This window comes from Paraflavitalea speifideaquila (genome assembly GCF_032395985.1).
Lineage (GTDB): Bacteria > Bacteroidota > Bacteroidia > Chitinophagales > Chitinophagaceae > Paraflavitalea > Paraflavitalea speifideaquila.
In genome coordinates this window covers 8,419,920-8,445,665 of record NZ_CP135920.1, presented here as the reverse complement: position 1 = coordinate 8,445,665, position 25,746 = coordinate 8,419,920, and the positions used below count along the sequence as shown (strand labels likewise).

The following is a 25,746-nucleotide window of genomic DNA, read 5'->3' as shown; positions in this document are numbered from 1 at the left end:
GGTTGACAAGTGCTGTGACGCCCTTACTAGAGAGGTGACACCTTTCCCTGTCTACGAAATCAAAGGTGTTACCTCTTCGCTAAAACCCAATGCCTAACAGCTAATATCTACCTGCACATTCACATCTTTATGCTATTGCGGCGCGGGCCTTAACCGAGTAGTTTTGTGAAGCAAATTAAAAATAGCCAACAATGAAACAGTCGATGCAGGTAGTAGCGATGGTGGCTTTTCTCGGTTGCTTTGCCATACTGGTCATAGCAGCCGGAAGCAGGAAAGCGAAGACTCAGGAAAACTGCGGTGAAGAATTGAATAAGATCATGCAGCCCGGAAAAAGGAAGCCGTCAATACTCCGGCAACCGTACCTACACAGGATGCAGCGCTGTGTACGCCGAACAGGAAACAGGAGATCATTTTACCAGTCAGCATGACGCCTATTCCAATTTAAGGTGAGTCACCCTGCCGCGCTGGGATGCCGGGCAGCAGGGTGGCCCACCTTTATTTTGAATTATAGACAGTACAAATTTTATCAGGCAGTTTTCTCAAGGGTGGTTTACAGGTCCCGTCTTACAAGACGGGATTTTTTTACCCATATTCCCGAAAGCCAACCCAGCAAGAGGCAAATGAATACAATAACAGGGGAGGGAGTTTGGTGAATCCCAATAACAACCAGGTACCTGCAATCACTCCAATATTGAGGATACTCACCGTTTTAAATTCTGTGATGGAAATATCCTTCATCATATAAAATACCGAAGCCACCATGATACCCACCACCACGGCATTAATACCTTCCAGGGCCCGGAACACAACAGCATAGCGCTGTAGGTTATGCCATATAGGAAAAAGAATAATACCAGTAGGGCGCTGGGCAGAAATATGGCCAGCGAAGCAATGATGCAACCCAATACCTGCCAGGTAGTGCCTTTATCGTTCATGGCCATTCCACCCATGAAAGAGGAGATCGAAAACACGGGTCCGGGAATGGCGCGCACAATACCCGCACCTGTATAAAAATCATCCCGCTCAATACTGATCACATTTTCCTTCTTGTAAAGATTCTTCCTGATTACCAGTTCCGATTTGGGCCTTTCTACATATTGCTCATACATCATGGGAATCAGTACTTGTCCGCCGCCAAAAACCAGACTCCCGAAACGATAGGTGTTTTCAAACAGGTTCAAAGGCCGGCGATTGGGCCAGTCGTTGGTACGTGCCAGCTCACTCACCAAACCCGCCGCAATAAACAGGATGGCAAACAACCAGATATTACCCCACTTGATCTTTTTGGGAGGAATGCCTTTTTGTGGGATCCGTTTATCACTCAGGTTGGTCACAAATCCGCCTGCCACAATGAGGATGGGAAATACCCAGGGGCTTTTGAACAGGAAAAAGGTAACGATGGCGCTTACTGCCAGGATAACACTGGTAATGGTATTGTGAATGGCCAGTTTGAAGGATTTCGCCGCCGCGAAAGCCAGGAACCCCACCGCCATGGGCTGAATGAACTTGAAAATGGACATGCTTTGCGAGCGCGCATCAAAAAAGGGCAGCACAAAAGAGAACAGGCCCATGAGAAAACAGGCTGGGAAGATCCAGATCAGCAGCGTCAATACCGCCAGAGGAATACCCCCTCTTTTATACCCGATGAGGGTGAGCACCTGGGTAGATGAGGCCCCAGGCAATAATTGGCAAAAGGAGTTGTAATCCAGTACTTCTTTCTCGGTTACATCGTGCCGTTGGTGCACAAATGTTTTCATCACCATACCAAAATGGCCCTGTGGGCCACCAAACGCTGTGATACTATGAATAAAAACAGCTCTTAGAAAAGGTATATGTCGTAGCAGTACCATGAAAACAGACCACACAAAGCACGAAAGGTACTAAACTTATAGAAGCCATTGATCATTGGGCTTTCCACTTTGACCTCGGCTCATAATATTGCCATAACAAAGCCGCCAGTTTGCGGCACAATACCCAGCCTTCATTGGAGGACGTCCAGCTTTGATCTTCCAGGTTTTTCGTACTGATCGTATACGCATAGGGACCATGGGGCGCCATCACGATCAGCGTTTCATTGCGCGATTGGTTGACCTCGCCTGTTTTGGAGGCTACAAAAATATAGGGCGGTACCTGCGCTATCCCGTTTACATCATGGTAGTTCCTGCCCAGCACCCGCAACATCCGCTCACTGGCCTCCGGGCTGCCCACCTGTCCCCGGTAGATCTTTTCCATCAGCATGGTCATTTCCCGGGGTGTGGTTTGTCCCCAGCCGAATTGCTTCCGGTTTTCTTCCCGTCCCGGTGTCCGGGAATTGATCCGGGTATCGCGTAAACCAAGTGAATCAAGATTCCATTGATGCGGGCGCCCGATCCGGCCAGGCTCTGCAACCAAAGGCTGGCGGTATTATCGCTCATCGTCAGCATCAACATCATCACTTTGCTAAGCTCTATTTTCTCGCCACTTTTGAAACTGCCCAATATATCCTCTCCGGCATACAGTAAGGAGTCCTTATATATTAGTTCTTGGTGATATTGCAATTCGCCCCGTTGAATTTTATCCATGATGCCCACCAGGATGGGCACTTTTACTATGCTGGCCGTTGGAAAAATGGTATCGGGCTGAAAGGAGGCTTCTTTACCCGTTCGCAGGTTTTTACATAAATACCCACCACACCCCGTACACCCTGCGCCTGTACCAGTTCGGTAATTTTTTGTTGCAGTTTCTTGTCTGTGCGGGTTTGTGCAGCTGTACTGCCCATCAGTATAAGCAATAGGAGACTTACAGTAAAACTCTTGCAGTAAAACATAGCAAACGGGGTGTTTTGATTTGTGTTTACTAATATAAGGTGTAAACACCAATTTTCCCCTGAAATCCTTGCTGGGGCTGGATGAAAACAAGATGAGTTAATTATTATTGAGCGTACTGTATTTCGTTTATACTAACCGTTATATATATGTGTAGCTTACCTCCTTTACACAGTCAATGTTTCCTCTGCGAAATCCATTATAATCTGTGCAATCAGCGATTATATCTGAGGAATCAGTGATTGCGATTATCGATAGTAGCCATTCCGTTCTATTTCTTCCGCTACTTTATCCGGCACCAGGTAGCGGATGGACTTGCCCGCTTTAATGGTACTCCTGATATAGGTAGCAGAAATTTCGAGGAGCGGCGCATTTAAGATCACAACCCGGTCACTATCGTAAGTAGTGGAAACTTCATGGCCCGGACGTTTGTACACGAAGATGGGATAGTTGGTGAGAATATGCTGGTAGTTTTCCAGCGGGGCAGGTTTTCAAAACTATCGCTGCCCATGATTACTGCAAAACTGTGTTGCGGGTACTTTTCACTCAGGTAAGTAAGCGTATCTGCCGTATAAGAGGGGCGGGGCAGACGGAATTCTATATCCGTTACTTTTAATTGATGGGATTCTTCTATGGATAACTGTATAAAATGCAACCGGTGAAATTCGTTCAGCAAGCCGGCTGAGGGTTTCAGCGGATTCTGGGGTGACACTACAAACCATACCTGGTCCAGGTCAGTATGCTGCACCATGTGCTGGGCAATAATGAGGTGACCGTGATGAATGGGATTAAAGGAACCGAAATACAGGCCAACTTTCATACCTGGTCAAATAAAAATGAGCTTTGTGTGATGATGTTAAACCAATTCTTCTATAAAGATATTATCTGCTTCGTTAAGGCGCAGGCTTAGATTGTAGCCAGCTACGCTGATGGAGATGGGATCGCCCAGGGAGCAATTTGTTCTACTTTAACTGTTTCGCCGGGTACACAGCCCATTTCCATGAGCTTTAGAAAAAGATCGTTATCCTCAAAAGACATAATTCTTCCTTTGCGGCCAGACCTTAACTCTGATAATCTTTTCATTTTGCTTTATTTATATTCTATCAACCCGGTATCAATAACACCTGATGCATTGAAATAGATCATTTACAGGTCCTATATTATTCAGGTTCATCCAACAACAAATGTAGCTTTGTATCTATTATTACGCTTACGATTTTCGAAACTTATGCAAACAATAGCACCGGTTGATTTTCATTTCCTGGAAGCAGCTACCCTGAAAGACAGACTCATCCTCAAAGAATTCTTACGTACGCTCTTTAAAAGGAAGGGGTAAAGCTGGAATCCCTGCGTTTCATCTTTTGTTCTGATCAATACCTGTTGGAGATCAACCGCCAATACCTGCAGCATGATTACTTTACTGATATTATCACCTTCAACCTTTCCAGCCATCCCGCACCTGTTATTGGTGAGATCTACATCAGTATTGACCGGGTGAGGGACAATGCCCAACAATTCAGTACCACCTTCCGCGATGAACTGCACCGGGTTATCTTCCATGGGGCGCTGCACCTCTGTGGTTACAAGGACAAGACGGCAAAAGAAGAAAAGCTTATGCGGGCTAAAGAAGACGAGTACCTTACCCGATACAAAAGGGTGCTGGCTCATTAAGCAGGCCCAGCCAACTAATTCCATCCTTTTGCTCAACTTATACTGTCTACGATAACCATTCACTAAAGAGTTGAGCTGGTTTTAACTGATCTCACGAGCATTCTTCTTGCCCTTTTGAGGGTGGGTATATAGTAGCCTTAGGCTTTATACCTGACCAGTGTTTTAAAGAAGGCCCCAAGGCCATTCTATCCACTCATACTTCACTACCCTCCACTGACAATTACCCCTTTGGCTAATTAGTACAATTTCAGTGTGTCCCGATGGCTTTACTTGCAGGGATGAAATATTTATTCGCATTGATCCTCCTATTAGGAAACTCGGTAAGCCATGGCCAACAAAAGCAGGAAGATTCCATTCAGTCCCGTTTTCTGAATACTACCATCCCTTTCACTGTTTACATTCCGGCCAATAGAGATACTACCCAATCCTTGCCCGTTATCTATTCTTTCAACTATGGTATGGTGAGTGGTGCTTATATAGCGGCCCAGCTCGATTACTTCCAAAGCGCCAATTATACCTTACCCCATTCTATCCTGGTCAATATATCGGCCAATATGGATAGGATAGGGTTTATATATGCCAGTGGTCAACTTACTCCTACGGGCCGGCAAATGGTAGAGTGCCTTAAGAAAGAAATTATACCCCTGGTAGAAAAGAAATACCATACCGCCTCTTTCCGCTCTTACTTAGGTCATTCGTTTGCGGCCAGCTATGGCAATTACCTTATTCAATATGAACCAGGTCTATTCAATGGTTATATGCTGTTGGCGCCAGAGAAAATAGCCCCGGAGCAACCTCCTTTCACCCTTACTCCAGCCCTTAGGGATTGGTATAATAAGCACTATACCTTTTACTATGCCGCGGTGGGTGAACATGACCTTGCCCGGCGGGCAGCCTATCCCCGGGAAGTAACTGATCAATTAAAGCAGCTCGACAGTACCCGGATGTATGCCAGGTATGATAGTATCCCTGGAGGAGACCATTCCAATATAGTATCCCTCACCATTCAATCGGCCCTGGAACATCTATACCAGTTGTACAATCCTTACCTGGATGCTGGTCATCCTGCTGATGTGGTAAAAGAACTCCATGAAACCATTGACCGGGTGGGTCAGGTATATGGGATAACCCCACAAAAAGAACCCGGTGTATTATAACCGTTATTGCCAGCTGGCCATTGCCAATAAGGATACTCTTGGCCTACAAAAGTACTGGATTACTTCCATGATGGCAGGGGGAAAAGCTGGTATTTACTACAATTCGGATCCTATGCCAGTAGGTTAAACCTCACCACCTTGGCCAGGGACTATACAGAGGCGGCCATTAAAAGCATCCAACAAAGGAAATGGGAACCGACCAGGGCCGGGCCAATCTAATAGAATGTTATATCCAGTTGGCCTCTCTTACCAATAACAACCCTTCCAAAGCCTGGGAGTACTTTCAGCAAGCCATGATCCTGGCCAAAAAGCCTTTAAGGAATGGCTATAAACCCATTAGGGCTTATTATGAAGCCGGTAAGTTTACTATCCAAAATCATTACCGGGTACAGGAAGGGGTGGAGACTTTGCTGACCTACCTGGAATTAGCCCGGGATGTAAGTCCTGATGCCCATGGGTTGGCGTACAATCAAACGGCGTTTTTACTAGGTAAGGGGTATGCTATCCTTAAAGACTTCCCCAGGGCACGGAAATACCTGGAGCAAGCCCTGGTTAAAAACCCGGACGACAAGGAAGTAAAAGACCTTTTAATGACCCTCCCATAACAATTTCAAGCATCCTTCGTTCCACGTGGAACAGACCGTCTAAACCAGTTACTTACATAATTATCAATCCCACCCTTTTCTTAAGCAAGGGGAGTTCCCTTTCTCCGGTTAACCAAAGTTTATACACTAAAGGGGTTATTATAGGGATACAGTTAAGCAGTAACCCTCAATCCTACTTCAAATACCCCAACTGTACAACCCAGCCCACTAAGCGGATACTAAACAGCTTTCAACGACAAAGCCCATTATTTCCTATAACACTCGTTGACCTGGAGGGTGGTTTTTATTATCCTCCTCTTTATTTCAAATTCACTAAAAACTAGTATTAAACAGGGACCAAACTCGGACAAAAGACGGATACGCTATTTCTTTACTTCCTATTTACTTTTTCTTTAGAACATCTATATTCATTCTAAATCCCAGCATTAAACCAACCCAGTACGCCTGCGCACCAAGTACAAACACCAGTCAACAGCATACTATTCTTCCTCTTTTCCATCCTTGCTCTAAAACCTTAGTGTACTTCGGGGATAAAAGCAGGGTTCCATCTTATTGAACAAGGTGGGCACATACATTACCCAGGCATTCAGAGAGAAACTAGCCATGAAAAAGACTAGGGCCATTCATACACTTCACCTTTAAAAAAAAAAGGACCATAGGGAGCCGCTATTGGTGATTATACAATACTCCGGTAAGTAGGATATGATACTAGCTCCACATGGGTTAAGGCAGGTAACTCCGTACCTTCTTCCCCGTTCCACGTGGAACAGGATAATCCCCGAAACAGCCGGCATTGATGTAATTTTGCACCCTATGTTTCCAGAATACGATGTAATAGTAGTAGGTGCCGGTCACGCAGGATGTGAAGCGGCAGCAGCAGCAGCCAACCTTGGATCAAAGGTGCTCCTGGTGACCATGAATATGCAGACCATTGCCCAGATGAGTTGTAACCCTGCCATGGGGGTATTGCCAAAGGGCAGATTGTAAGGGAGGTGGATGCTATGGGAGGATACTCCGGCATTGTTTCCGACAAGAGCATGATCCAATTCAGGATGCTGAATAAGTCAAAAGGACCTGCCATGTGGAGCCCTCGTTCCCAGAACGACCGCATGTTATTTGCCGCTACCTGGAGGGAGATGCTGGAGAACACTAAGAATGTGGACTTCTACCAGGATATGGTAAACTCAATTATCATAAAAGACAATCGTGCTTGCGGAGTCATTACAGGTCTTGGTCATGAAGTAAAAGCCAAGGCAGTAGTAGTTACCAGTGGTACATTTCTCAATGGGGTAATCCATATTGGAGAGAAACGCTTTGGCGGAGGTAGGGTAGCAGAGAAGGCCGCCACTGGCATTACCGAGCAATTGGTAGAACTGGGCTTTGAGAGTGATCGCTTAAAAACCGGAACACCTCCCCGGGTAGATGGAAGAAGTCTGGATTATACCAAGATGGAAGAACAAAAAGGAGATGAGGAGATCGTAGGCTTTTCTTTCAAAGACATACAGAAACCAACAGAACAAAGAAGTTGCTGGGTCACTTATACCAACCTGCAAGTACACGATATTCTTAAAACAGGATTCGATCGCAGTCCTATGTACACCGGCCGCATAGAAGGAGTGGGACCACGCTATTGCCCAAGTATTGAAGACAAGATCAATCGCTTTGCCGAAAGAGACCGCCATCAATTATTCATTGAACCTGAAGGATGGAATACGGTAGAGATCTATGTCAATGGTTTCTCCACTTCACTCCCCGAAGAGGTTCAATACAAAGCTTTGCAAACGGTACCCGGTTTTGAGAACGTCAGGATGTTCAGACCTGGTTATGCCATCGAATATGATTATTTCCCACCTACCCAGTTGAGCCATGCCCTTGAGACCAAACTTATTTCCAACCTCTTTTTGCTGGCCAGATCAATGGAACCACTGGATACGAAGAAGCAGCTTGCCAGGGTTTAATGGCCGGTATCAACGCCCACCAAAAAGTACGGGAACTGGAACCAGTCATTCTGAAAAGAAGCGATGCCTATATCGGAGTACTCATTGATGATTTGATCAGTAAGGGTACAGAAGAACCTTACCGCATGTTTACTTCCCGTGCTGAATTCAGGACCTTGCTCAGACAAGACAATGCCGATCTGCGGTTAACAGAATTGAGTTATCGCCTTGGCTTGGCTGATCAGGAGAGAATGGATAAAGTGATCGAAAAAAGGAACGGAGCCGAAAAGATCAAGTCCATTCTGAAAGATATTTCACTTGATCCTACTGAAGCAGACGCATTCCTTACAGCAAGGAATTCAGCACCGCTTCCACATAAACAAAAGACCTTACAAGTATTGCTTCGACCCAATATATCGCTCGTGGATATGATGGAACATTTACCAACCATCAAAACAGCCCTTACCGGATTTTCACCCGACGCTATTGAGCAGGCCGAGATCCAGGTAAAGTATGATGTGTACATAGAAAAAGAGAAAGAGATTGTGAAGCGTATGAGCCAACTCGAAGACTTGATGATACCGGAGAATTTTGATTATGAAAGAGTGGCTGCTTTATCAAATGAAGCCTTGCAAAAATTCAAACGCATTCGACCACGTACTTTGGGACAAGCCAGCCGGATCAGTGGTGTGAATCCCAGCGATGTTCAAATTCTCATGGTTTACATGGGCCGCTAACTAAGCATCTTCAGATACTAAAAAAGTGAGTCACCAACCTGTATGCTGTCTAAAGACAACTACTTACTTGTTGACTCACTTTCTCTTTATATCGCCCAATCCTAGAACTGGATCGCATCTACGATCTCTTCCAGGAATTGTTGATCCGTTGTATCAAACTCATTCAACTCCGAACTGTCAACATCCAGCACACCGATCACTGTTCCATTCCTGATAATGGGTACTACTATTTCAGACTTCGCTAAACTGCTGCAGGCAATATGCCCTGAAACTGTTCTACATCGGGAACGATCAAAGTTTGCTTTTGTTCCCAGCTACCGCCACATACACCTTTTCCATAACGGATTCGCGTACACGCTACTGGTCCTTGAAATGGCGCCAGTACCAATTCATTTTCTTTCACCAGGTAAAAGCCTACCCAAAACCAACCAAACTGTTCTTTCAGTGCAGCCACCACATTGGCCAGGTTCGCTACCAGGTCAGGTTCCCCATCAATCAATGCTTTGACCTGCGGGATCAAAGATTCGTATTGCTCTTGTTTTGTTCCCTTCAACAGCAAAAGATCCTCTGCCATAATATTAAACTAAATTATAATTAAATACATTTATCATTCTCTCATTCGCCGATTTGAAAAAGCTATTGCACCTTTCAAATAGGGTGTATATTCCTCTCACTACTGACAACACATAAATCTTCCCACATTTTTAAAAGCAGCTCTATCCAGCCTTTGCAATCTTTCCCCACATTTTACAAACCATATTTTGCGCTGATCTCCAGCATGCGTTCTATCGGTTTCCTGGCAGCCACCCTTAATTTTTCATCCATCTTGATCTCTGGTAATTCGTATTCCATGCACAGGTATAATTTTTCCAGTGTGTTCAGCTTCATGTGCGGACAGTCATTGCAAGCGCAACTATTGTCGGGTGGTGCAGGAATAAAAGTTTTCCCAGGCGAAGATTTCTGCATTTGGTGCAAAATGCCTGTTTCTGTAGCTACGATATATTCCTGCGCATCGTCTTCCTGAGAGTATTTCAATAATCCCGTCGTAGAGCCTATAAAATCGGCGATCCGCAGAATTGGCTCCTCACACTCCGGGTGCGCTATTATCTTGGCTTTAGGGTGCCTTACTTTGAGTCTGGTGATCTTCTCGAGACTAAATATCTCGTGCACCATGCAGGCGCCATTCCACAAAACCATATCCCGCCCTGTCTTTTTTGATCAGGTAGGCCCCCAGGTTTTTATCGGGCGCAAAGATGATCGGCTGATCCACAGGCACACTTTCCACAATTTTCTGTGCATTACTGGAAGTACAGATGATATCGCTCAACGCTTTAATATCGGCCGTACAGTTGATGTAAGAGATCACCAGGTGGTCCGGGTGCTTGGCTTTGAACTGGCGGAACAACTCGGGCGGTGCACTATCCGCCAAAGAGCAACCCGCTTTCAGATCGGGCAGCAGCACCTTTTTGTTCGGATTCAGGATCTTGGCTGTCTCCGCCATAAAATGCACCCCGGCAAACACGATGATGTCCGCATCCGTTTTCTCCGCCTTTTGGGCCAGCCCCAGGCTATCCCCAATATAATCCGCCACATCCTGAATATCGGGCTCCTGGTAGTAGTGCGCCAGGACAATCGCATTTTTTCTTTTTCAATCTTTCGATTTCCCCAAACAAGTCCAACGTGGGGTCAACATCAACGTCCAGAAACCCTGCCTGGAGTATCTTCTCTTTTGCTTCTCCTATGTGTATATCTCCCATAGTATTTATTATTACTTATCTATTTTTATAAAGAACCTATTACTATTACGGCTGTGGATTCGTGGATAAAACCTACTCCACAATTTTTGGTAAAGTTACAACAACCGCTTTATCCACTGTTTTCCACAATTCATTAACAATCAGAATCTCCCGCTGGTTCTACATCTAAGCCGCTTTTCCACGTCTGTGGATTAAAAAGGGTCGGTATAAATAAACGCTATCCACAGCACAATATGGGTGTTAACGGAGGTCTAATAACTTGGCCTTTTTGTACACCCTTCTCCGGCCGACCTCCTCGTTAAGAACTTTTGATCCAACTATCCACGATTTCTGAAGTACCAATTCCCGGGTTATCCACTGCTTTCGCTGGTTATTCACGAAATCCTGGGGACACTGTTTCCACAAGCGGGTTTCACGAGAAAAAAGGCCGGAAAAAGACAATAATCCCAAAAATAATACGTTCACAACCCCCACTTGTTTTTAAGCTTCTCCTTTTTGTTACCTTCCCTTCACTGTACCCATTATTTTAAAGCATGCCAATTTCTGTACATGCGTTTATCGCACTTACACAATTGCTGCCAGGCTGTAAAATAGGTAATGGCTGGTAATAATAATTGAGAACAACTCAACATCATAAAACGCTGTGTTGGTGCATATTTGACCCTGTTTTCCACAATTTGTTCATAATCTTTTTTACCCTATTTTTGCCATCCGCTTAAAACAACGGGAGTAATATAATATTATATGTCTATCATTCAGACCATCCGCGACAAAGCTGCGTGGATCATTATTGAGCGATTGCCTTAGCCCTGATCGCCTTTATCGTACAGGATACCTTTAGTGGAAGAGGGGGAGGATTATTCAGTGGACAATCAACTACCCTCGGAAAGATCAATGGCACCAAAATAGATGTTGTTGAATTTGAGAACAGGCTTAAACAAGCTGAAGCCAACTATGCCAATAGTGGTCAAGCCATCGATGAGCAATTCCGTCAGCAGATCCGCGAGAGCCTCTGGAATGAATATGTAGAAAATGCTGTTTTAGATAAAGAACTGGCTAAACTCGGTTTTGAAATAAGCGATAAAGAAAAGGGTGATATATTATATGGTGCTAACCCACCGCAGCAATTGCGTCAGCAATTCACCAATCCTCAAACAGGCCAGTATGATGCTCAGGCAGCTTACCAGGCTATCCGTGGTCTCAAAAAGAAATCACCCGAATTCAATAATTTCTGGGGCGAATTCGTACCAGCGCTGGAAAAACAACGCATCCGCGAAAAGTTCGTGGGCATGATCGGCAAAAGTTACTATGTACCAAAATGGCTCATCGAAAGAGAAATGCTGACAATAGCCAGGTTTCTTCTATTTCTTATGTAAATGTGCCTTATACCAGCATTGCCGATTCTACCATCAAGGTAACCGATGATGAAGTGCGCAAATTTGTGGAAGAGCATAAAGAAGGTTTCAAACAAGAAAAAGTACGCGGCATTGAATATGTACTTTTAACGCTGCACCCAGTTCAGAAGATTCAGCTGCCGTTCGTGAGCGTGTACAAAACCTGCGCGATTCATTTGCCACTGCCAGCGATATCCCTGCTTTCTTCCTGAGGGAAAATAGCCAGACTCCCTATTATGCGAGCAATATCTCCCGCAAAGAGATCAAGATCGCCAATATAGATTCTATTGTAAAAACGCCTGTGGGTGGTATCTATGGACCTTACCTCGATGGTAATTCCTATACACTTGCCCGCATCGTGAGTGAAAGGCAATGGCCCGATAGCGTAAAGGTTCGTCATATCCTGGTATCTACGCACCAACGCGATCAGCGCACTGGCGAAATGCAACCTGTACGATTTGACTCTACCGCTAAGCGTATTGTTGACAGTGTGGAACTGGCTATCCGTGGGGGCGCTAATTTCGATAGCCTTTGCGCAAAATATTCCGATGATGGTAACAGAGAACAAGGTGGTGTATATGATGGTATAGTTACCGGTCGTATGACTGCCAACTTCAATGATTTTATTTTCGGCAAACCCGCTGGTTCAAAAGGGGTGGTGAAAACAGAATTTGGTTACCACTATGTGGAAATCATCTCCCAGAAAGGTTCTTCACCTGCTTATAATATTGCTTATTTTTCTCAGCCTGTTTATCCCAGCGAGGCTACTACCAATGCTGCTCAACAACAAGCTGCTTCTTTTGCAGCTGAAAGCCAAAGCAGGCAACAATTTGAAGACAACATAAAGAAAAAGAACCTTACTAAGTTCAACGCTTATGATATCCAGCCCCTGGAAAGCAATATTCCCGGACTGGGCGCCAGCCGCGATCTGGTAAAATGGATATACAACGAAGCCAAGCTGGGCGATGTAGCTGTTCATCCATTCTTTATTGGTGATAAATACATTGTACCCGTATTGGTAAACAGCTATGAAAAAGGCACCATGCCTGTTGAAAGAGCGCGTCCATTGGTAGAGTATAAAATACGCAACCGCAAAAGGCGGAGCAGATCGCTCAAAAGTAGGTACACCTGCTTCACTCGATGCAGTGACCAAGGCCGTGAATCAACCTGTTCAACAATTGGACAGCGTTTTATTCTCTGCCGGGTACATCCCCAACCTGGGCAACGAAAGCAAACTTATTGGTGCTTCTTTCAATAAGAACTATCAAGCCAAGGTTTCTGATCCCATCTTTGGTGAAATTGGTGTGTATTACATCAAGATCAATAATATCACTGCAATGGCCAATGCAGGACTGGATGTGAAAATTCAGCAACAAATAGCTGCTCAACAAGTACAACGCAGCAGCTACCTGATCATTGAAAGCCTGAAAAGGTCGGCGGATATAACTGATAACCGCTACAAGTTTTACTAAGCGATTCATACATATAATATTACAGAAAGCGCCCTGTGCATTGCACGGGGTTCTTTTAGGTAAATCCCCGTCTTTTTCCTTTCCACGCCAACCAAATCCATGTAACTTTGTTAATATACCTGAAACAGATTTGTCATGAGCGATGAGATCGTCAATAAGGTAACAGCCAGCGGGCTGATCACATTGGATCTGGAAGAATACTATCCCAAACAGGATATCCTGGTATTCGACCTGAAGCCTCATCTCTTCATGCAACTCATTGTAAAGGAAAAAGATTTCCGGACCGCCCTGCAACAGCTCGATTGGAGCATTTACCAGGATAAAATAGTAGCGGTAACCTGTACAGCCGATGCCATCATTCCCATGTGGGCCTATATGCTCATTGCCACTTACCTGCAGCCCATCGCCAGGGATATCATTTTCGGAAACGAACAAACCGCCAGACAACAGATCTTTATACAAAATATAGCAGCCATTGAGGCCAGTGATTATGCCGATCAACGGGTAGTGGTAAAGGGATGTGGAGATTTGCCCATTGGAGAGTATGCCTATCTCGAGATCACGAAGAAATTGCGGCCAGTGGCGAAAAGCATTATGTATGGCGAGCCCTGTAGTACGGTTCCCATCTTCAAGAAAAATGATTGTATTGATGTCCTGCCTTATGGCGGGACTTTTTATACAGCAATCTAAACATCTTACCCATGGATGTAGAAATATTATCCCGTATTCAGTTTGCTTTCACCATTGCATTTCATTACATCTATCCGCCATTAAGTATTGGTCTTGGTTTATTGCTGGTAATCTTTGAAGGGATGTACCTGAAAACAGGCGATAAACGATATGAACAGATCACCCGGTTTTGGATAAAGATCTTTGCCCTCATTTTCGGCATTGGCGTGGCTACTGGTATTATTATGGAATTTGAGTTTGGCACCAATTGGGCTACTTATTCCAAATACGTGGGCGATATTTTTGGGAGTGCCCTGGCAGCTGAAGGTATTTTTGCTTTTGCCCTCGAATCGGGCTTTCTGGGTATCCTCATCTTTGGCTGGAACAGGGTAGGGCCTAAAGTACATTTTTCTCCGCCGTCATGGTATTCCTGGGCTCCATGTTCTCGGCTGTGTGGATCGTAGTGGCCAATTCCTGGCAACAAACCCCGGCGGGTTTCCGAATTGTTGGAGAAGGGATGAATGCCCGTGCCGAGATCACCGATTTCTGGGCCATGGTATTTAATCCCTCCAGTGTAGAACGGTTAACCCATGTATGGATCGGGGCATTCCTGGCAGGCGCTTTCCTGGTGTTAAGTGTGAATGCCTGGTATATCCTGAAAAATAAACACCTAGACCTCGCCAAACCCTCTTTTAAGATAGCCCTTTTCACCGCCACCATTTTTTCCCTGCTGCAATTGTTTGTGGGCCACAAAAGCGCCGATGGAGTAGCTAAAAACCAGCCGGCCAAACTAGCCGCCCTCGAAGGCCACTATGATACCCTGGCCACCGGCGACATGTACCTACTGGGTTATGTAAATAATAAAACTCAGGAAACAAAAGGTATACGGATACCTGGCGGCCTTTCCTTTTTACTGCATGGAAATTTTAAAGAACCCATCAAGGGGTTAAATGCTTTTCCGGAAGATGAACGCCCCCGGCAGGTAAATGCTATTTTTCAGTTTTACCATATCATGGTAGGCATCGGCGTTTCACTCATTGCATTAACCGTTTTTGGTACCTGGCTTTACTGGCGGAATAAATTATTTGATAAGCGATGGCTCCTGTGGATCTTTGTGTGGTCGGTATTGCTGCCTCAGATCGCTAACCAGGCCGGTTGGTTTGCGGCCGAAATGGGTCGCCAACCCTGGGTAGTATATGGATTGCTCAAAACATCTGATGCGCTGTCCAAAGCCGTGACTGCTAACCAGGTACTTTTTCACTCATCATGTTCATGGTTGTATACTTGCTGCTCCTGGTATTGTTCCTTTATTTGCTGAACCGTAAAATACAACATGGCCCGGTGGACTATGGTTCCAAAGAAGATATTGATGAAGGGACTAAGCGTGATAATCCATTATTAGCACATTAACCCGGTAAAGTATGGAAACATTTCTTGGACTCGATTACAATGTATGGTGGTTCCTGGTATTTGGAGCTGTCATAAGTGGGTATGCCATCCTTGATGGGTTCGACCTCGGCGCGGGCGCCTTGCACCTGCTGCTTAAAAGAACAAAGCCGGCGCATAGCCCTGAATGCCATTGGACCGGTATGGGATGGCAATGAAGTGTGGCTGGTAATTGGCGGCGGCGCGCTCTTTGCCGGATTTCCCATTGCTTATGCTGCCATCTTTTCTGCTTTTTATATTCCTTTCATGGTTTTTCTGGTCGGTATCATTTTCCGCGCCGTGGCTATTGAATTCAGAAGTAAGGAACCTATGTTGTGGTGGCGCAAAACCTGGGACATCGTTTATTCTGTAGCCAGTATTACCATTGCTCTTTCACTGGGCCTGATGTTGGGCAATGTAGCCTATGGTATTCCACTTAACAAGCAACAGGAATTTGCCGGCAACTGGCTTTCCTTCTTTAATCCTTTTTCCATCATGGTAGCCATTACCACCCTGGCCCTATTCATGATGCATGGCTCTATTTACCTGACCATGAAAACGGAAAAACGACTCTATGCCCGGCTACGCATCCTTTCCCGCAACTTCATTATTTTCTTTGTACTTAGTTTCGTGATCACTACCCTGTATACCCTCCTGTATATTCCGCACCTGAGCGATTTTTTCCGTGACAAACCACTGGCCTTCATCATACCTATCCTTATGGTATTGAGTATTGCCAATATTCCCCGCCAGATCAAAAAAGGAAAATACCGATACGCATTTTTCAGCTCGGCCCTCACCATTGCTTTATTGCTGATCATGGTAGCATTAGAGGTGTACCCCTACCTCTTGTATAGTACCGTTGATCCGTCAAATAGCATCACTGTGCATAATGGGGCCTCTTCCTATAAAACCATGAAGATCCTCCTTACCATTGCCGTGATTGGTACGCCATTGGTAGCACTGTATACTTCCTTTGTTTTCTGGACCTTCAAAGGAAAAGTAAAACTGGATGAAATGAGTTATTGAGAACAGGGATACCCGAAAAGCCGGGTAGTGAATAATCAATAATTAATAATCAGTAATTACAAAGTAGCCCCCACTTTTTCCAATAAGGCTTTTGTTTTCTTAATGCCTTCTACAGGATCGCCCTTGCTGCCTTCAAACTCAATACCGATGTAGCCGGTAAAGCCGGCATCCTTTACTATTTTCAACATTTTGTAGTAATCCGTTTCTATGCAATTGCCCTGCGCATCAAACTCGTATGACTTAGCACTTACCCCTTTGGCAAAGGGCATCATTTCCTGTGTGCCTTTATAGCGGTCATACTCTTCAATACACTTGCCATCATACATTCCCTTCCCATCAGTCTTTATGCAAAAATTACCAAAGTCGGGCAAAGTGCCCACATTGGGCATATTTACACCTTTCATTACGCCCACCAGCCAACTACCATCGGAAGTATACCCGCCGTGGTTTTCAACAATGACATTGATACCCGCTTTGGCGCCATATTCACCTAAGCGGCCCAAGCCATCAATGGCTGCTTTTTGCACATCTTCCCGGCTGCCTTCGCCATGGGCATTGACACGGATGGTAGCACAGCCCAGGTATTTGGCCGCATCGACCCATTTATAGTGATTTTCTACTGCCTTCAATCTTTCTTTGTTATCAGGTGAACCCAAAGAGCCTTCCCCGTCACACATGATGAGGTGGTTCTTTACACCATTGTCTGTACACCTTTTCAACAATTCGGCCAGGTATTTTTCATCTTTCGCTTTGTCCTTGAAAAACTGGTTTACATATTCCACTACCTCAATGCCATAATCTCTTTTAGCCACCAGCGGAAAATCAAGGTTATCCAGTTGCTTATCAAAAGCGGTTTGTGCAGCGACCATTGCGCCAGCGATATAGTGAAAAACATTTTACCGGCGGTGGCAGGCGTACTGGCAGTGGAGCTATCTGTTTTAGTGGTTGCTGTAGCCGGTGTTCCATCACCACAGGCAGCCAGTCCGGCTGATACAGTTCCAAAGCCGGCGGCGAGTCCGCCCAGTTGTTGTAAGAAGCGACGACGATTGGTTGACATAAAAATCTTTTTTATAGGAAGCAATAGTTTTGAACTCAATGAAATTGAATGTACAACAATATTCAACTAAAACCACCCGCGTTTCCTGAATACCCACAACATCCAGATAGGGATCAGCAACATCAAACCTACTGCACTAAAGAAACCCCACTTATTGTGAATGGAAGGAATATGATCGAAGTTCATACCGAAAATACCGCCTATTACTGTAGCGGGCGCCAACAAGCAGGTAACGATGGCCATCACTTTCATCACCTCATTCAGTTTCAGGTTTACATTATTGATATAAAGGTCCTGCATACTGGTCATCATATCCCGGTAGTTCTCACTCAGATCATAGGCCTGAATAATATGGTCGTAAACATCTTTGAAGTATTTCGTCGTCCGGTCATCCAGTAAATCACTTTCACTGCGGATGATCCCATTTACCAGGTCACGCACCGGCGCTATATTACGTTTTAGTACGATCAACTCTTTACGGAGCTGGTTAATACGCGCCAGGGATTTGGTATTACTGCGGCGGATCACTTCTTCCTCTACCAGTTCTACCTGTTCGCCCAATTTTTCCATCACCTGGAAATAATTATCTACAATGATATCTAACATGGCGTACAACAGGTAATCGGCCGTACGCTGCCGTATCTTGCTATTGCCTATTCTTAGCTTATTGCGGATGGGGTCAAACACATCCCGGCTGGCATCTTCCTGGAAGGAGATCACAAAATCCTTTCCTAGTGCAATACTGACCTGTTCTGTTTCTACCGTTCTCGTAGTCTCATTGAAATACAACATATTCAGCAAGCAAAACAAAATGCCTTCCACCTCATCCATCTTGGGCCGTTGGTGCATACTGAGGATGTCTTCAATAAGCAGGGGGTGAATGCTGAACTGGTTGCTCACGGCCTCAACATCTGCTTTCCGCAATCCATCAATATTGATCCAGTTGATGCGGTTATTATTCCTGAAAGCAAAACAATCCTGTACCTTATCAAACTTTCTTTCTTCGATGGAATCGGCATTGTAATCATATACCGTGATTACAATTTCCGTGGCTTCCTCCCTTTGCGAGGGCGCGGTAGGATTGATGTTAAATATTTCTTTGGTCCGGTGGGTACCAAATAGTGAAGGCAAGCCAAGATAACGGAGATATTTCTGCGGACTCATAGGCGAATAATCACTGAAAAATTAAGCATAATAATGATACCTAAAAAATAATGCCCCGGTATACGGGGCATTGTACAAAAAAGATCAACAGGCTAAGTTATTCTATATTCGTTAACTCAAGATCTACACCATGTGAATTTCCTTCTACCTTTATCAGTGCTGGAAATCCAGCATTGTTCAATATCCACAGGCGGGTGCTTCCGTTGGGGCCTTCCACCGCAATGGCATCGATGGTTTTACCACCCACTTTCAATCCTGCCTGGTCGCCTTGTTTAACAGTGAACGTTTGGTCATTGTACACAAACTTTTTGTCCTGCTGCAAGCCATTCCATTGCGCTTTGGAAAGAATCAATACGGTCGTTTCATCACCCAGTTCTTCATCTGTTCCCGCTGTAGGCTGGCTCCAATAACCATTTTTGGCGTTCTCCAGCGATTTCTTTTTCATGATCCATCCCCTGTTCCCATGCCTTCAATGTTCCAGGCAATTTTTACATACTCACTACCCAGTGAATCTACCACCGCAGCAAAGGGAATGCTATTACCACCGGTATACAGGGTATAGGAGAATTTAGTTCCTTTCTTAATAACAGGATTTGTTTTATCCTGTGCAGTAACACCTGCTGTGATCAGGAGGCAAAGGGCAAATAGTAACTTTTTCATGGTGTAAGTTTGATTGCTTTCAACGAATGTACCGCAATCAAAAATGACCGCCAAGCCTCACCGTACTGCCTAGCCCTTTTTTGACCTTAGATAACAAAATAATAAGATGAATTGCGGGAAATAGCCTTACAATCGCTCGTATAGTTTACGCAACTTTTCCCTGGTCATGATCTTTTCCCAGTCTTTTCCCAGTGCATTCTCCCAGAGAGGTTTCATGCCCAGCGATACATTGATCATGGTTTCAAACTGCTCATCCGTCAACCCCTTGCAAATACCTGCAGGAATATCGATCTTATTCTTATCTACCATGCGTTTAAACTCTTCTACGCCGGCAGGGTAATATTCTTCCAGGTGATTCATTACAATGCAATTGCCAATACCGTGTTTGGTGCCCAGCAGGTAACTAAGCCCATAACTTACAGCATGCGCCACACCCACTTGTGAATAGGCAATACTCATACCTCCTGCATAGGATGCCATCATCAGTTTATCGTCGCATTCATCATCCCACTGTTCTTTTTCCAGGAAAATATGCTGGCAAAGCTCCAGGGCTTTTTCACCGTATGATTTACTGAATTCATTGAGGTAAGTGCCTTCCAGGCTTTCAATACAATGGATATAACAGTCCATACCTGTATAAAAACGCTGGTTAACGGGGACATTGGCAGTTAATGCGGGGTCCAGTACGATCTGATCAAAAGGCGTAAAATCAGAGTTCATACCCAATTTGCGGGTAGGGCCCGTCAAAACCGTAGTACGGGAAACTTCTGCCCCAGTTCCGCTCAGGGTAGGGATTCCGGCTTTGTATACACCAGGCAGTTTCACCAGGTCCCATCCCTGGTAATCAGCAGAGGAGCCTGGATTGGTCATCATTAGCGATACTGCCTTGCCCAGGTCCATGGCGGATCCGCCACCAATGGCAATGATACCACTCACTGTACCGAATTCGGCCTTTAGTTCAGCGGCCAACTTATCTACATAGGTCGTTTTTGGTTCATACGTTACATCCACAAATACCACTTTATCTTTTCCACGTAAAGGGATCCTGTTTACCAGTGGTTTCCCTTCAAAAAAATGATCCACAAAAGATCATAGGCGCTTCGCCCTGACGGCGGGGTGCTAGAATTTCATCAAGTTGATCAAAACTACCGCGGCCATACACCACGTAGTCCACCATTTTAAAGTTTCTGAATTTCATATATGCTTTTTTCTATTCTGTTCGGTGATGCAAATGAGTATCAACCGTATTGGATTGATATGGTGAAGGTAAGTGTAGAAAAGAAAGTAACAAAAATCAGGGAATACCTAATGCGGGGCTGTGGGAGGAGTGGCGTAGGAGATCAGGTAGAAAATAAACGCAGCTAACTGCTGCGTTTTCGGAGAGCCTAAACCAAAATGCTGAGTTTCGAGTGAAAATATAACCGCATTTACTTCCGGTATACACGCATAAACCGGAAAATATTGTTAATTGGATTTATTAAACTGTATTGGATTGTGAAGAGGCCGACAAGGTTTATTATCCTGTCATAGGATGTCTGTGAATAAACGTTTTAGCACAGGGGAACGGAGTGCAATAAAATTAATTGTTTTTTGCAAGATGTTTAAAACAGCCCTGAATTTTTAGTAAAATTGCAAATTAACCCTGAAATAAGCCGAAGCATGCAAGATTTGCAATTACGCAAACCATTGCGTAACCGGGTCTGTTGCAAAAACCAGCAGGGGCTATGTATGAGCGCAGAAATCTATATTCTTTATTCCTGATAATTACAATGCAACCAGGGCCGCCGCTCCAAAAACCCCGGCACTATCGCCCAATGCCGGCATTAAGACCGGTACTTCCACCCCATTATTAAATATGTGTTTTTCAATGATTCAACCCCGGCTGTATAAATGACACTTATATTGCCTACTCCGCCACCTACTACAATAACATCCGGATCAAGCAGGTTGGTGACTACCGAAATGGCTTTACCAAAGAAGTGGGTAAGCCGGTTGATGGTAGCTTGTGCTGCCATGTCATTTCCGGCCATATAAGCGGCAACAATTTGCTTGAGCGTAAAAGCCTGCCCCGTTAACTGTGTATAATAAGCCTGTAATCCAGGGCCGGAAAGCACCTTCTCCACACAACCCGTTTTGCCGCAGTAACAAGGACCACCTGATTCATCCAGGAAATTATGCCCCCATTCTCCGGCAATACCGTGGCGGCCATTCCATACCTGCCCATTGATCACAATACCCCCGCCTACGCCGGTACCCATGATAATACCAAACACCACTTTGGCTTCCGGTACCTGCTGTTTTACTACCCCCAATGTGTTTCGGCAAGGGCAAAACAATTGGCGTCATTGGCCAGCACCACGGGTATCTGTAATGCCTCTTCCAGGTCTTTCTTCAGGGGCATTCCATTGAGCGCCGTACTATTGCAATTCTTCATCGTTTGGAGGCGTGGGTCCAACTCACCCGGTGTACCAAATCCAATACGGCTGGGTTGCAGGCCCGACTCCTGCTGCATCCTGTCAACCAGTCTTTTGATCTGCTGAATAATATGCGGATAACCCTTGCCTGCTTCCGTATCGATCCGCGTGCGCAGCAGGGGGCGTGCATCATTGGCTGATGGTAAGATAACCCCTTCGATCTTGGTACCGCCCAGGTCGATACCCCATATAGGATTACTCATAAGGAAGCAATGTTTATAATAGCGTAATGTTAGGTTCAGCTATTCGATGGGTCGTCAAAGATGAACTCCCACACTGGTGCGGGACAGCCTTTCATCGCAGCGCGGCAGGATGACTCACCCTTAGATCAGGGTGAGCTGCCTTTGGAGGCCGACCCACCCTAAAGCCGTATCAAAAGCCTTTCGACTGCAGCCGTCACAGCAGCCTGGCTGCTCTTTGCAAGTCTTCAGGCGTATCAATTTCTACGCCCATATAATCCACCACGATCATGCGCAGGGGAATACCATATTCAAGGTAACGCAGGCATTCTACCTTTTCAGCCGCTTCCAGTGGCGTCATGGGCCAATTGGTAAAGTTCAGCAATGCCTGTTTGCGAAATGCATACACACCAATATGTTCATAATAGGTAATAGGAATTTCTTTATTGCGTGCATAAGGGATCACACTGCGGCTGAACATTAACGAATTCATATTCCTGTCTACCGCCACCTTCACATAGTTGGGATCGACGATCTCCTCCTGTTCATGCAATACCTGCATCATGGAAGCCACCTGTACCGTGGGATCTTTGAAACACTGTAGTAATTGCTCCAGGGGCTTTAGTTTCACGAAAGGCGTATCGCCCTGTACATTCAATACAATATCCACCTCCATATCAGCCACAGCCTCCGCAATGCGGTCGCTGCCACTTTCATGTTCTTTCACACTCATTTTTGCCTTTCCACCATGCGACACGATTTCCTGGTAGATCACATCACTATCAGTTACTACCCATACTTCATCAAATAATCCGGTGGCCACGGTATTATCGTAGGTATGCCGGATTACCGTTTTATCTTTTAATAACTGCATCAGTTTGGCGGGAAACCGCGTAGCCGCATACCGAGCAGGGATCATTGCTATCACCTTTGTCATAATGTTCTTTTCGGACCGTAAAGATAACAGTTGTAACTAAATATCCATTTCAGCCATAGGCCGGCTATAAGGCGATATTATAGTTTGCGTTCTTAGATTGCCGATTCACGATTCAATGTCGTTAAGTTAGCTACAATTGTTTGTAATTCATAGCAGGAGGTTTCTTGGTGCGTTTTTTCTGGGCGCTTTTCTTTTGGGCCGGATGATTTCGGTCGTTACCCTTAATATTTTATCAAAGGCTGCTAATGCAGGCCTGATCATCTTTTCAATGAATAATTTATGGGCAATTTCCTGACCATAGCCAGGGCATTGGTGCGATTTATTTTATGAGGATGTTTTCTTCTACCCTGCGCTTGTTCTTGCTTTAGCTTTTCCTCCAGTGGGAAGGCTAACACTGCCATCATAGACATCATGAATACCTTGGCATAAAAGTCCTGTTTGACTGCAATGGCAGTTTTGCCAGAGAAAGATTCAAATTGAAGCCGGCATTTGTACAGTTTATAACCTTCCTCAATATTCCATCGATAATTATATAATTCCCCAAAGTTCTCGTATGGAAGTTTTTGATTATCCAGTACAGATGTACAAAGCACTTCCCGGCTTCCATCTGGCAATTCTATCACTACTAATCGGCATCTTATTTCCCGGTCATTGGTGTTATATTGACTGAGCAGGTCATTATGATTTGCTGGTAATTTAAATGTGACTTCTTTATCCTTTTCCCCTTCATGTAACATCTTCCTCACCTCCAGCCACCAATCATCCCGCATTCGAATACAATAATCGATGCCCTTCATCTTTAACTCAAAAAGCAACGCCAAGCTCGGATATCCTCTGTCCATGATCAGCAGATCTTTTCCTGATTCTACCTGCCCTAAATGTTTGCGGGCCAGTTTTGTTTCTGGTACATCATAGCGATCTATACAGGCATCCAATGTGGTAAAGTTTAATACATCATACAGCATCGATATCCTCGCTACACTTTGGGGTGAGGATGCCTGTGGGCCAAAATTGGTAATGCCGAACTCCTCCGTTACTGTTTTATGTTTAGGCAATACTATAGTACTGCCATCTATGCTCAACAATCGCCATCCTCGCCAGGTCAGGTAAGGCGCGTTTTTATAGAAGGATCTGATGCCAACCTGATTCAACTCAATAAATGCCTCAGGTTTTAACTTCACCCGTGCTTGGCTAAAAGCACCCTTGGTTACATGTTGTATACTAAAATCCTTTGATTTGATCTTCTGGTAGAAGCTATTGAGTTCCCGTTGTATAGAGCGGCTTAGTCCTTGCGTAAGTAATGTTATTAGATCTATGAAGTGTAATTTTCGTTTACGGGAAAATCCATTTCCGCCGTCTTTCGAACGGCTTCTTTCAACAAATTTCTCATCTTCTATGGTTTGAATTACGTCATCAATACAATTTTCCCGAAAATCGATTAAAGGAGTTGGATCGTTTAAACAGCCCCTATAATCTATATCCCAAAAATAACGCCCACAATTGAATTACAACCAATTGTCAAAGAACTTTTAATTTATTGCATTTCGAATGCTTCGAGCATTAACTAAACGACATTGATTCACGATTGCCGGTCCTATTGACAATAATATTCCCGCAGCATTCTGCCAAAATTCAGCACAGCCGATTTGCCACCTACGGTGCCGCTATTGGATAATACAATGATGCCGATATTCTTTTCTTTGATGAGTAAGGTGTAATTACTGAATAAGGCACTTTTGCCCAGGAACGAGTGGATGCTCATTTTTCTCCAGGTCTCATTTTCCCATCCCATGGCGCTACCGGGTTTGTCGGACAATAATTGAACAACAGAGGCTGGGCTGATCATTGACTTTTTATGCTGCAAAGCCTTCAGCAGATCCTGTATAAAAACAATATAATCTTTAAGCGAGATATTGATATCTGTTGCCGGGGCAATGGCTGTCAGTGTAGCAGTTCCCCAGGCGGGTCGCAAAATGCCCGACAGGTCCTCATGCCCAAAGGGCTGCAAAGTATCTATTAAACGGGGCTGTCCAAAGCGGATGGTTAAATTGAGCGGCTTGCTAATGTATTGCCCGATCAGGTCCTCCCAGGCTTTGCCACCTATTTTTCCAGCATAGAAGCCGCAATAGAGGTGCCGGCTAATGAATACACGGGTTGACTGCTGTCGATAATGAGCAAGGGTGGCTGTTTGAGCACCTGGAATGCAAAAGCTTTGCGCTGCTCTGTTTTAGTTACTCCAATGAGCGATATTTTTTAAAATCATCGGCCTCAGTAAAAGGGCGTATGCCGGCACGTTGGGCAAGCAGCTGGCGCAACGTAACCGAATGGTACAGCTTCATCGTTTTGCCATTTATTTCGGGCAAGGCTTTAACGATGGGTGTATGCCATTGCAGCTTTCCTGCATCTACAAGCCGGGCTGCCAGGTAGGCGGTAAAGAGCGTAGTATTGGTGCCTGTATAAAACCGGTCGGAGATGCGGATACTGTCTTTTGTCCGGAATTCACGAACACCCGATACTCCTATGTCCAATATTTTATCTGCATCAAATACAGCATACACAAGACCTGGCACACCCCGGTGTTTCCGGATGCTATCCGCCATCAGCGAAAAAGTCTGTGT

At 44.9% G+C, this 25,746-nt stretch carries 33 protein-coding genes and 4 pseudogenes; 13 read left to right on the top strand and 24 right to left on the bottom strand.

The genetic code is table 11. The annotated features are described in order from the left end of the window. The first annotated feature begins 191 nt into the window (after positions 1-191). Positions 192-428, top strand: coding sequence for a hypothetical protein (locus RS881_RS58095; RefSeq protein WP_315819084.1), 237 nt, complete (start codon positions 192-194; stop codon positions 426-428). A gap of 154 nt (positions 429-582) precedes the next feature. Here RS881_RS58095 and RS881_RS58090 read toward each other — a convergent pair. The 7 genes and pseudogenes from RS881_RS58090 to RS881_RS62485 all read right to left on the bottom strand — a co-directional run bounded on the left by RS881_RS58090 (position 583) and on the right by RS881_RS62485 (position 3,842). Beyond that, positions 583-1,763, bottom strand: a pseudogene (locus tag RS881_RS58090) (chromate transporter). 139 nt (positions 1,764-1,902) lie between these two features. Continuing rightward, positions 1,903-2,391: a serine hydrolase gene (locus RS881_RS58085; RefSeq protein WP_527250371.1), complete on the bottom strand. Its 489-nt coding sequence runs from the start codon at positions 2,389-2,391 to the stop codon at positions 1,903-1,905. Positions 2,392-2,408: 17 nt separating this feature from the next. Continuing rightward, positions 2,409-2,609 (bottom strand): annotated as a pseudogene (locus tag RS881_RS62740) (serine hydrolase); the annotation flags it as partial. Then, positions 2,588-2,806, bottom strand: coding sequence for a hypothetical protein (locus tag RS881_RS58080; protein ID WP_315825047.1), 219 nt, complete (start codon positions 2,804-2,806; stop codon positions 2,588-2,590). The gene RS881_RS58080 and the pseudogene RS881_RS62740, both read right to left, overlap by 22 nt. Before the next feature lie 246 nt (positions 2,807-3,052). Further along, a complete protein-coding gene (locus RS881_RS58075) occupies positions 3,053-3,187 on the bottom strand; it encodes a nucleotidyl transferase family protein (RefSeq protein WP_315819083.1) in 135 nt (44 codons plus the stop codon). After that, the gene (gene nadD, locus RS881_RS58070; protein ID WP_315819082.1) at positions 3,184-3,624 is read right to left on the bottom strand and encodes a nicotinate (nicotinamide) nucleotide adenylyltransferase; all 441 of its coding nucleotides are present in this window, start codon (positions 3,622-3,624) and stop codon (positions 3,184-3,186) included. Before nadD ends, RS881_RS58075 begins: the two co-directional genes overlap by 4 nt. A 101-nt stretch (positions 3,625-3,725) precedes the next feature. Continuing rightward, on the bottom strand, positions 3,726-3,842 hold the full coding sequence (locus RS881_RS62485) for a FeoA domain-containing protein (protein ID WP_315819081.1): 117 nt from the start codon (positions 3,840-3,842) through the stop codon (positions 3,726-3,728). A gap of 342 nt (positions 3,843-4,184) precedes the next feature. Between RS881_RS62485 and ybeY the strand changes: the two genes are divergently transcribed. From ybeY to RS881_RS58035, 5 genes and pseudogenes are all read left to right on the top strand, one after another. Continuing rightward, positions 4,185-4,475, top strand: coding sequence for an rRNA maturation RNase YbeY (gene ybeY, locus RS881_RS58060; protein ID WP_315819080.1), 291 nt, complete (start codon positions 4,185-4,187; stop codon positions 4,473-4,475). 278 nt (positions 4,476-4,753) lie between these two features. After that, positions 4,754-5,632: an alpha/beta hydrolase-fold protein gene (locus tag RS881_RS58055; RefSeq protein ID WP_315819079.1), complete on the top strand. Its 879-nt coding sequence runs from the start codon at positions 4,754-4,756 to the stop codon at positions 5,630-5,632. 188 nt (positions 5,633-5,820) lie between these two features. Next, positions 5,821-6,237 carry a tetratricopeptide repeat protein gene (locus RS881_RS58050; protein WP_315819078.1) on the top strand — a complete coding sequence of 139 codons (417 nt, stop codon included), beginning with the start codon at positions 5,821-5,823 and terminating at the stop codon, positions 6,235-6,237. 702 nt (positions 6,238-6,939) lie between these two features. Continuing rightward, a pseudogene (mnmG, locus tag RS881_RS58040) lies at positions 6,940-8,173 on the top strand (tRNA uridine-5-carboxymethylaminomethyl(34) synthesis enzyme MnmG); the annotation flags it as partial. A 21-nt stretch (positions 8,174-8,194) separates the two neighbouring features. Further along, positions 8,195-8,911, top strand: coding sequence for a tRNA modifying enzyme MnmG family protein (locus RS881_RS58035; protein ID WP_315819076.1), 717 nt, complete (start codon positions 8,195-8,197; stop codon positions 8,909-8,911). A gap of 101 nt (positions 8,912-9,012) precedes the next feature. Here the strand turns inward: RS881_RS58035 and RS881_RS58030 are convergent, their stop codons facing one another. From RS881_RS58030 to RS881_RS58010, 5 genes are all read right to left on the bottom strand, one after another. Further along, positions 9,013-9,141 carry a GAF domain-containing protein gene (locus RS881_RS58030; protein WP_315824969.1) on the bottom strand — a complete coding sequence of 43 codons (129 nt, stop codon included), beginning with the start codon at positions 9,139-9,141 and terminating at the stop codon, positions 9,013-9,015. 11 nt (positions 9,142-9,152) lie between these two features. Then, positions 9,153-9,485 carry a GAF domain-containing protein gene (locus tag RS881_RS58025; RefSeq protein WP_315819075.1) on the bottom strand — a complete coding sequence of 111 codons (333 nt, stop codon included), beginning with the start codon at positions 9,483-9,485 and terminating at the stop codon, positions 9,153-9,155. Positions 9,486-9,658: 173 nt separating this feature from the next. Further along, positions 9,659-10,108: a quinolinate synthase NadA gene (locus RS881_RS58020; RefSeq protein WP_315819074.1), complete on the bottom strand. Its 450-nt coding sequence runs from the start codon at positions 10,106-10,108 to the stop codon at positions 9,659-9,661. Continuing rightward, positions 10,065-10,502, bottom strand: a complete 438-nt coding sequence (locus tag RS881_RS58015; protein ID WP_315819073.1) for a quinolinate synthase NadA — start codon at positions 10,500-10,502, stop codon at positions 10,065-10,067. The genes RS881_RS58020 and RS881_RS58015 overlap by 44 nt, the downstream gene beginning before the upstream one ends. Positions 10,503-11,189: 687 nt before the next feature. Continuing rightward, a complete protein-coding gene (locus RS881_RS58010; RefSeq protein ID WP_315819072.1) occupies positions 11,190-11,342 on the bottom strand; it encodes a hypothetical protein in 153 nt (50 codons plus the stop codon). A gap of 123 nt (positions 11,343-11,465) precedes the next feature. Here RS881_RS58010 and RS881_RS58005 point away from each other — a divergent pair, with 123 nt between their 5' ends. The 7 genes and pseudogenes from RS881_RS58005 to cydB all read left to right on the top strand — a co-directional run bounded on the left by RS881_RS58005 (position 11,466) and on the right by cydB (position 16,657). Then, entirely contained in the window at positions 11,466-12,044 is a 579-nt protein-coding gene (locus tag RS881_RS58005; protein WP_315824968.1) for a SurA N-terminal domain-containing protein, read from the top strand. Further along, a complete protein-coding gene (locus tag RS881_RS58000) occupies positions 11,987-12,274 on the top strand; it encodes a hypothetical protein (RefSeq protein ID WP_315819071.1) in 288 nt (95 codons plus the stop codon). Before RS881_RS58005 ends, RS881_RS58000 begins: the two co-directional genes overlap by 58 nt. A gap of 89 nt (positions 12,275-12,363) precedes the next feature. Continuing rightward, positions 12,364-13,320 (top strand): peptidylprolyl isomerase, encoded by a 957-nt coding sequence (locus tag RS881_RS57995; protein ID WP_315819070.1) that lies wholly within the window; start codon positions 12,364-12,366, stop codon positions 13,318-13,320. Between the two features lie 46 nt (positions 13,321-13,366). Beyond that, positions 13,367-13,534, top strand: a complete 168-nt coding sequence (locus tag RS881_RS57990; protein WP_315819069.1) for a hypothetical protein — start codon at positions 13,367-13,369, stop codon at positions 13,532-13,534. Between the two features lie 135 nt (positions 13,535-13,669). Then, the gene (locus RS881_RS57985) at positions 13,670-14,224 is read left to right on the top strand and encodes a DUF2480 family protein (RefSeq protein WP_315819068.1); all 555 of its coding nucleotides are present in this window, start codon (positions 13,670-13,672) and stop codon (positions 14,222-14,224) included. An 11-nt stretch (positions 14,225-14,235) separates the two neighbouring features. Next, positions 14,236-15,521: pseudogene (locus RS881_RS57975) on the top strand (cytochrome ubiquinol oxidase subunit I). Positions 15,522-15,706: 185 nt separating this feature from the next. Further along, a complete protein-coding gene (gene cydB, locus RS881_RS57970; protein ID WP_315824967.1) occupies positions 15,707-16,657 on the top strand; it encodes a cytochrome d ubiquinol oxidase subunit II in 951 nt (316 codons plus the stop codon). A gap of 56 nt (positions 16,658-16,713) precedes the next feature. Here the strand turns inward: cydB and RS881_RS57965 are convergent, their stop codons facing one another. The 12 genes from RS881_RS57965 to RS881_RS57910 form a co-directional block, all read right to left on the bottom strand. Beyond that, positions 16,714-17,469, bottom strand: coding sequence for a sugar phosphate isomerase/epimerase family protein (locus RS881_RS57965; protein WP_315819065.1), 756 nt, complete (start codon positions 17,467-17,469; stop codon positions 16,714-16,716). Next, a complete protein-coding gene (locus RS881_RS57960; RefSeq protein ID WP_315819064.1) occupies positions 17,439-17,714 on the bottom strand; it encodes a hypothetical protein in 276 nt (91 codons plus the stop codon). Before RS881_RS57960 ends, RS881_RS57965 begins: the two co-directional genes overlap by 31 nt. A gap of 66 nt (positions 17,715-17,780) precedes the next feature. Then, complete coding sequence (gene corA, locus RS881_RS57955; protein WP_315819063.1) at positions 17,781-18,845, bottom strand: magnesium/cobalt transporter CorA; 1,065 nt, start codon at positions 18,843-18,845, stop codon at positions 17,781-17,783. 130 nt (positions 18,846-18,975) lie between these two features. Next, complete coding sequence (locus RS881_RS57950; RefSeq protein WP_315819062.1) at positions 18,976-19,323, bottom strand: hypothetical protein; 348 nt, start codon at positions 19,321-19,323, stop codon at positions 18,976-18,978. Continuing rightward, complete coding sequence (locus RS881_RS57945; RefSeq protein WP_315819061.1) at positions 19,320-19,538, bottom strand: hypothetical protein; 219 nt, start codon at positions 19,536-19,538, stop codon at positions 19,320-19,322. The genes RS881_RS57950 and RS881_RS57945 overlap by 4 nt, the downstream gene beginning before the upstream one ends. 126 nt (positions 19,539-19,664) lie before the next feature. Further along, a complete protein-coding gene (locus RS881_RS57940) occupies positions 19,665-20,621 on the bottom strand; it encodes an iron-containing alcohol dehydrogenase family protein (RefSeq protein WP_315819060.1) in 957 nt (318 codons plus the stop codon). 740 nt (positions 20,622-21,361) lie between these two features. After that, positions 21,362-21,850, bottom strand: coding sequence for an ROK family protein (locus RS881_RS57935; protein ID WP_315819059.1), 489 nt, complete (start codon positions 21,848-21,850; stop codon positions 21,362-21,364). Beyond that, on the bottom strand, positions 21,841-22,215 hold the full coding sequence (locus tag RS881_RS57930) for an ROK family protein (protein WP_315819058.1): 375 nt from the start codon (positions 22,213-22,215) through the stop codon (positions 21,841-21,843). Before RS881_RS57930 ends, RS881_RS57935 begins: the two co-directional genes overlap by 10 nt. Before the next feature lie 193 nt (positions 22,216-22,408). Beyond that, positions 22,409-23,128, bottom strand: a complete 720-nt coding sequence (gene kdsB, locus RS881_RS57925; RefSeq protein ID WP_315819057.1) for a 3-deoxy-manno-octulosonate cytidylyltransferase — start codon at positions 23,126-23,128, stop codon at positions 22,409-22,411. Between the two features lie 257 nt (positions 23,129-23,385). Next, the gene (locus RS881_RS57920; RefSeq protein WP_315824966.1) at positions 23,386-24,435 is read right to left on the bottom strand and encodes an IS4 family transposase; all 1,050 of its coding nucleotides are present in this window, start codon (positions 24,433-24,435) and stop codon (positions 23,386-23,388) included. Positions 24,436-24,722: 287 nt separating this feature from the next. Next, positions 24,723-25,136, bottom strand: coding sequence for a serine hydrolase domain-containing protein (locus RS881_RS57915; protein ID WP_315819056.1), 414 nt, complete (start codon positions 25,134-25,136; stop codon positions 24,723-24,725). 223 nt (positions 25,137-25,359) lie between these two features. Then, on the bottom strand, positions 25,360-25,728 hold the full coding sequence (locus RS881_RS57910; RefSeq protein WP_315819055.1) for a serine hydrolase: 369 nt from the start codon (positions 25,726-25,728) through the stop codon (positions 25,360-25,362). Between the last annotated feature and the right edge of the window lie 18 nt (positions 25,729-25,746).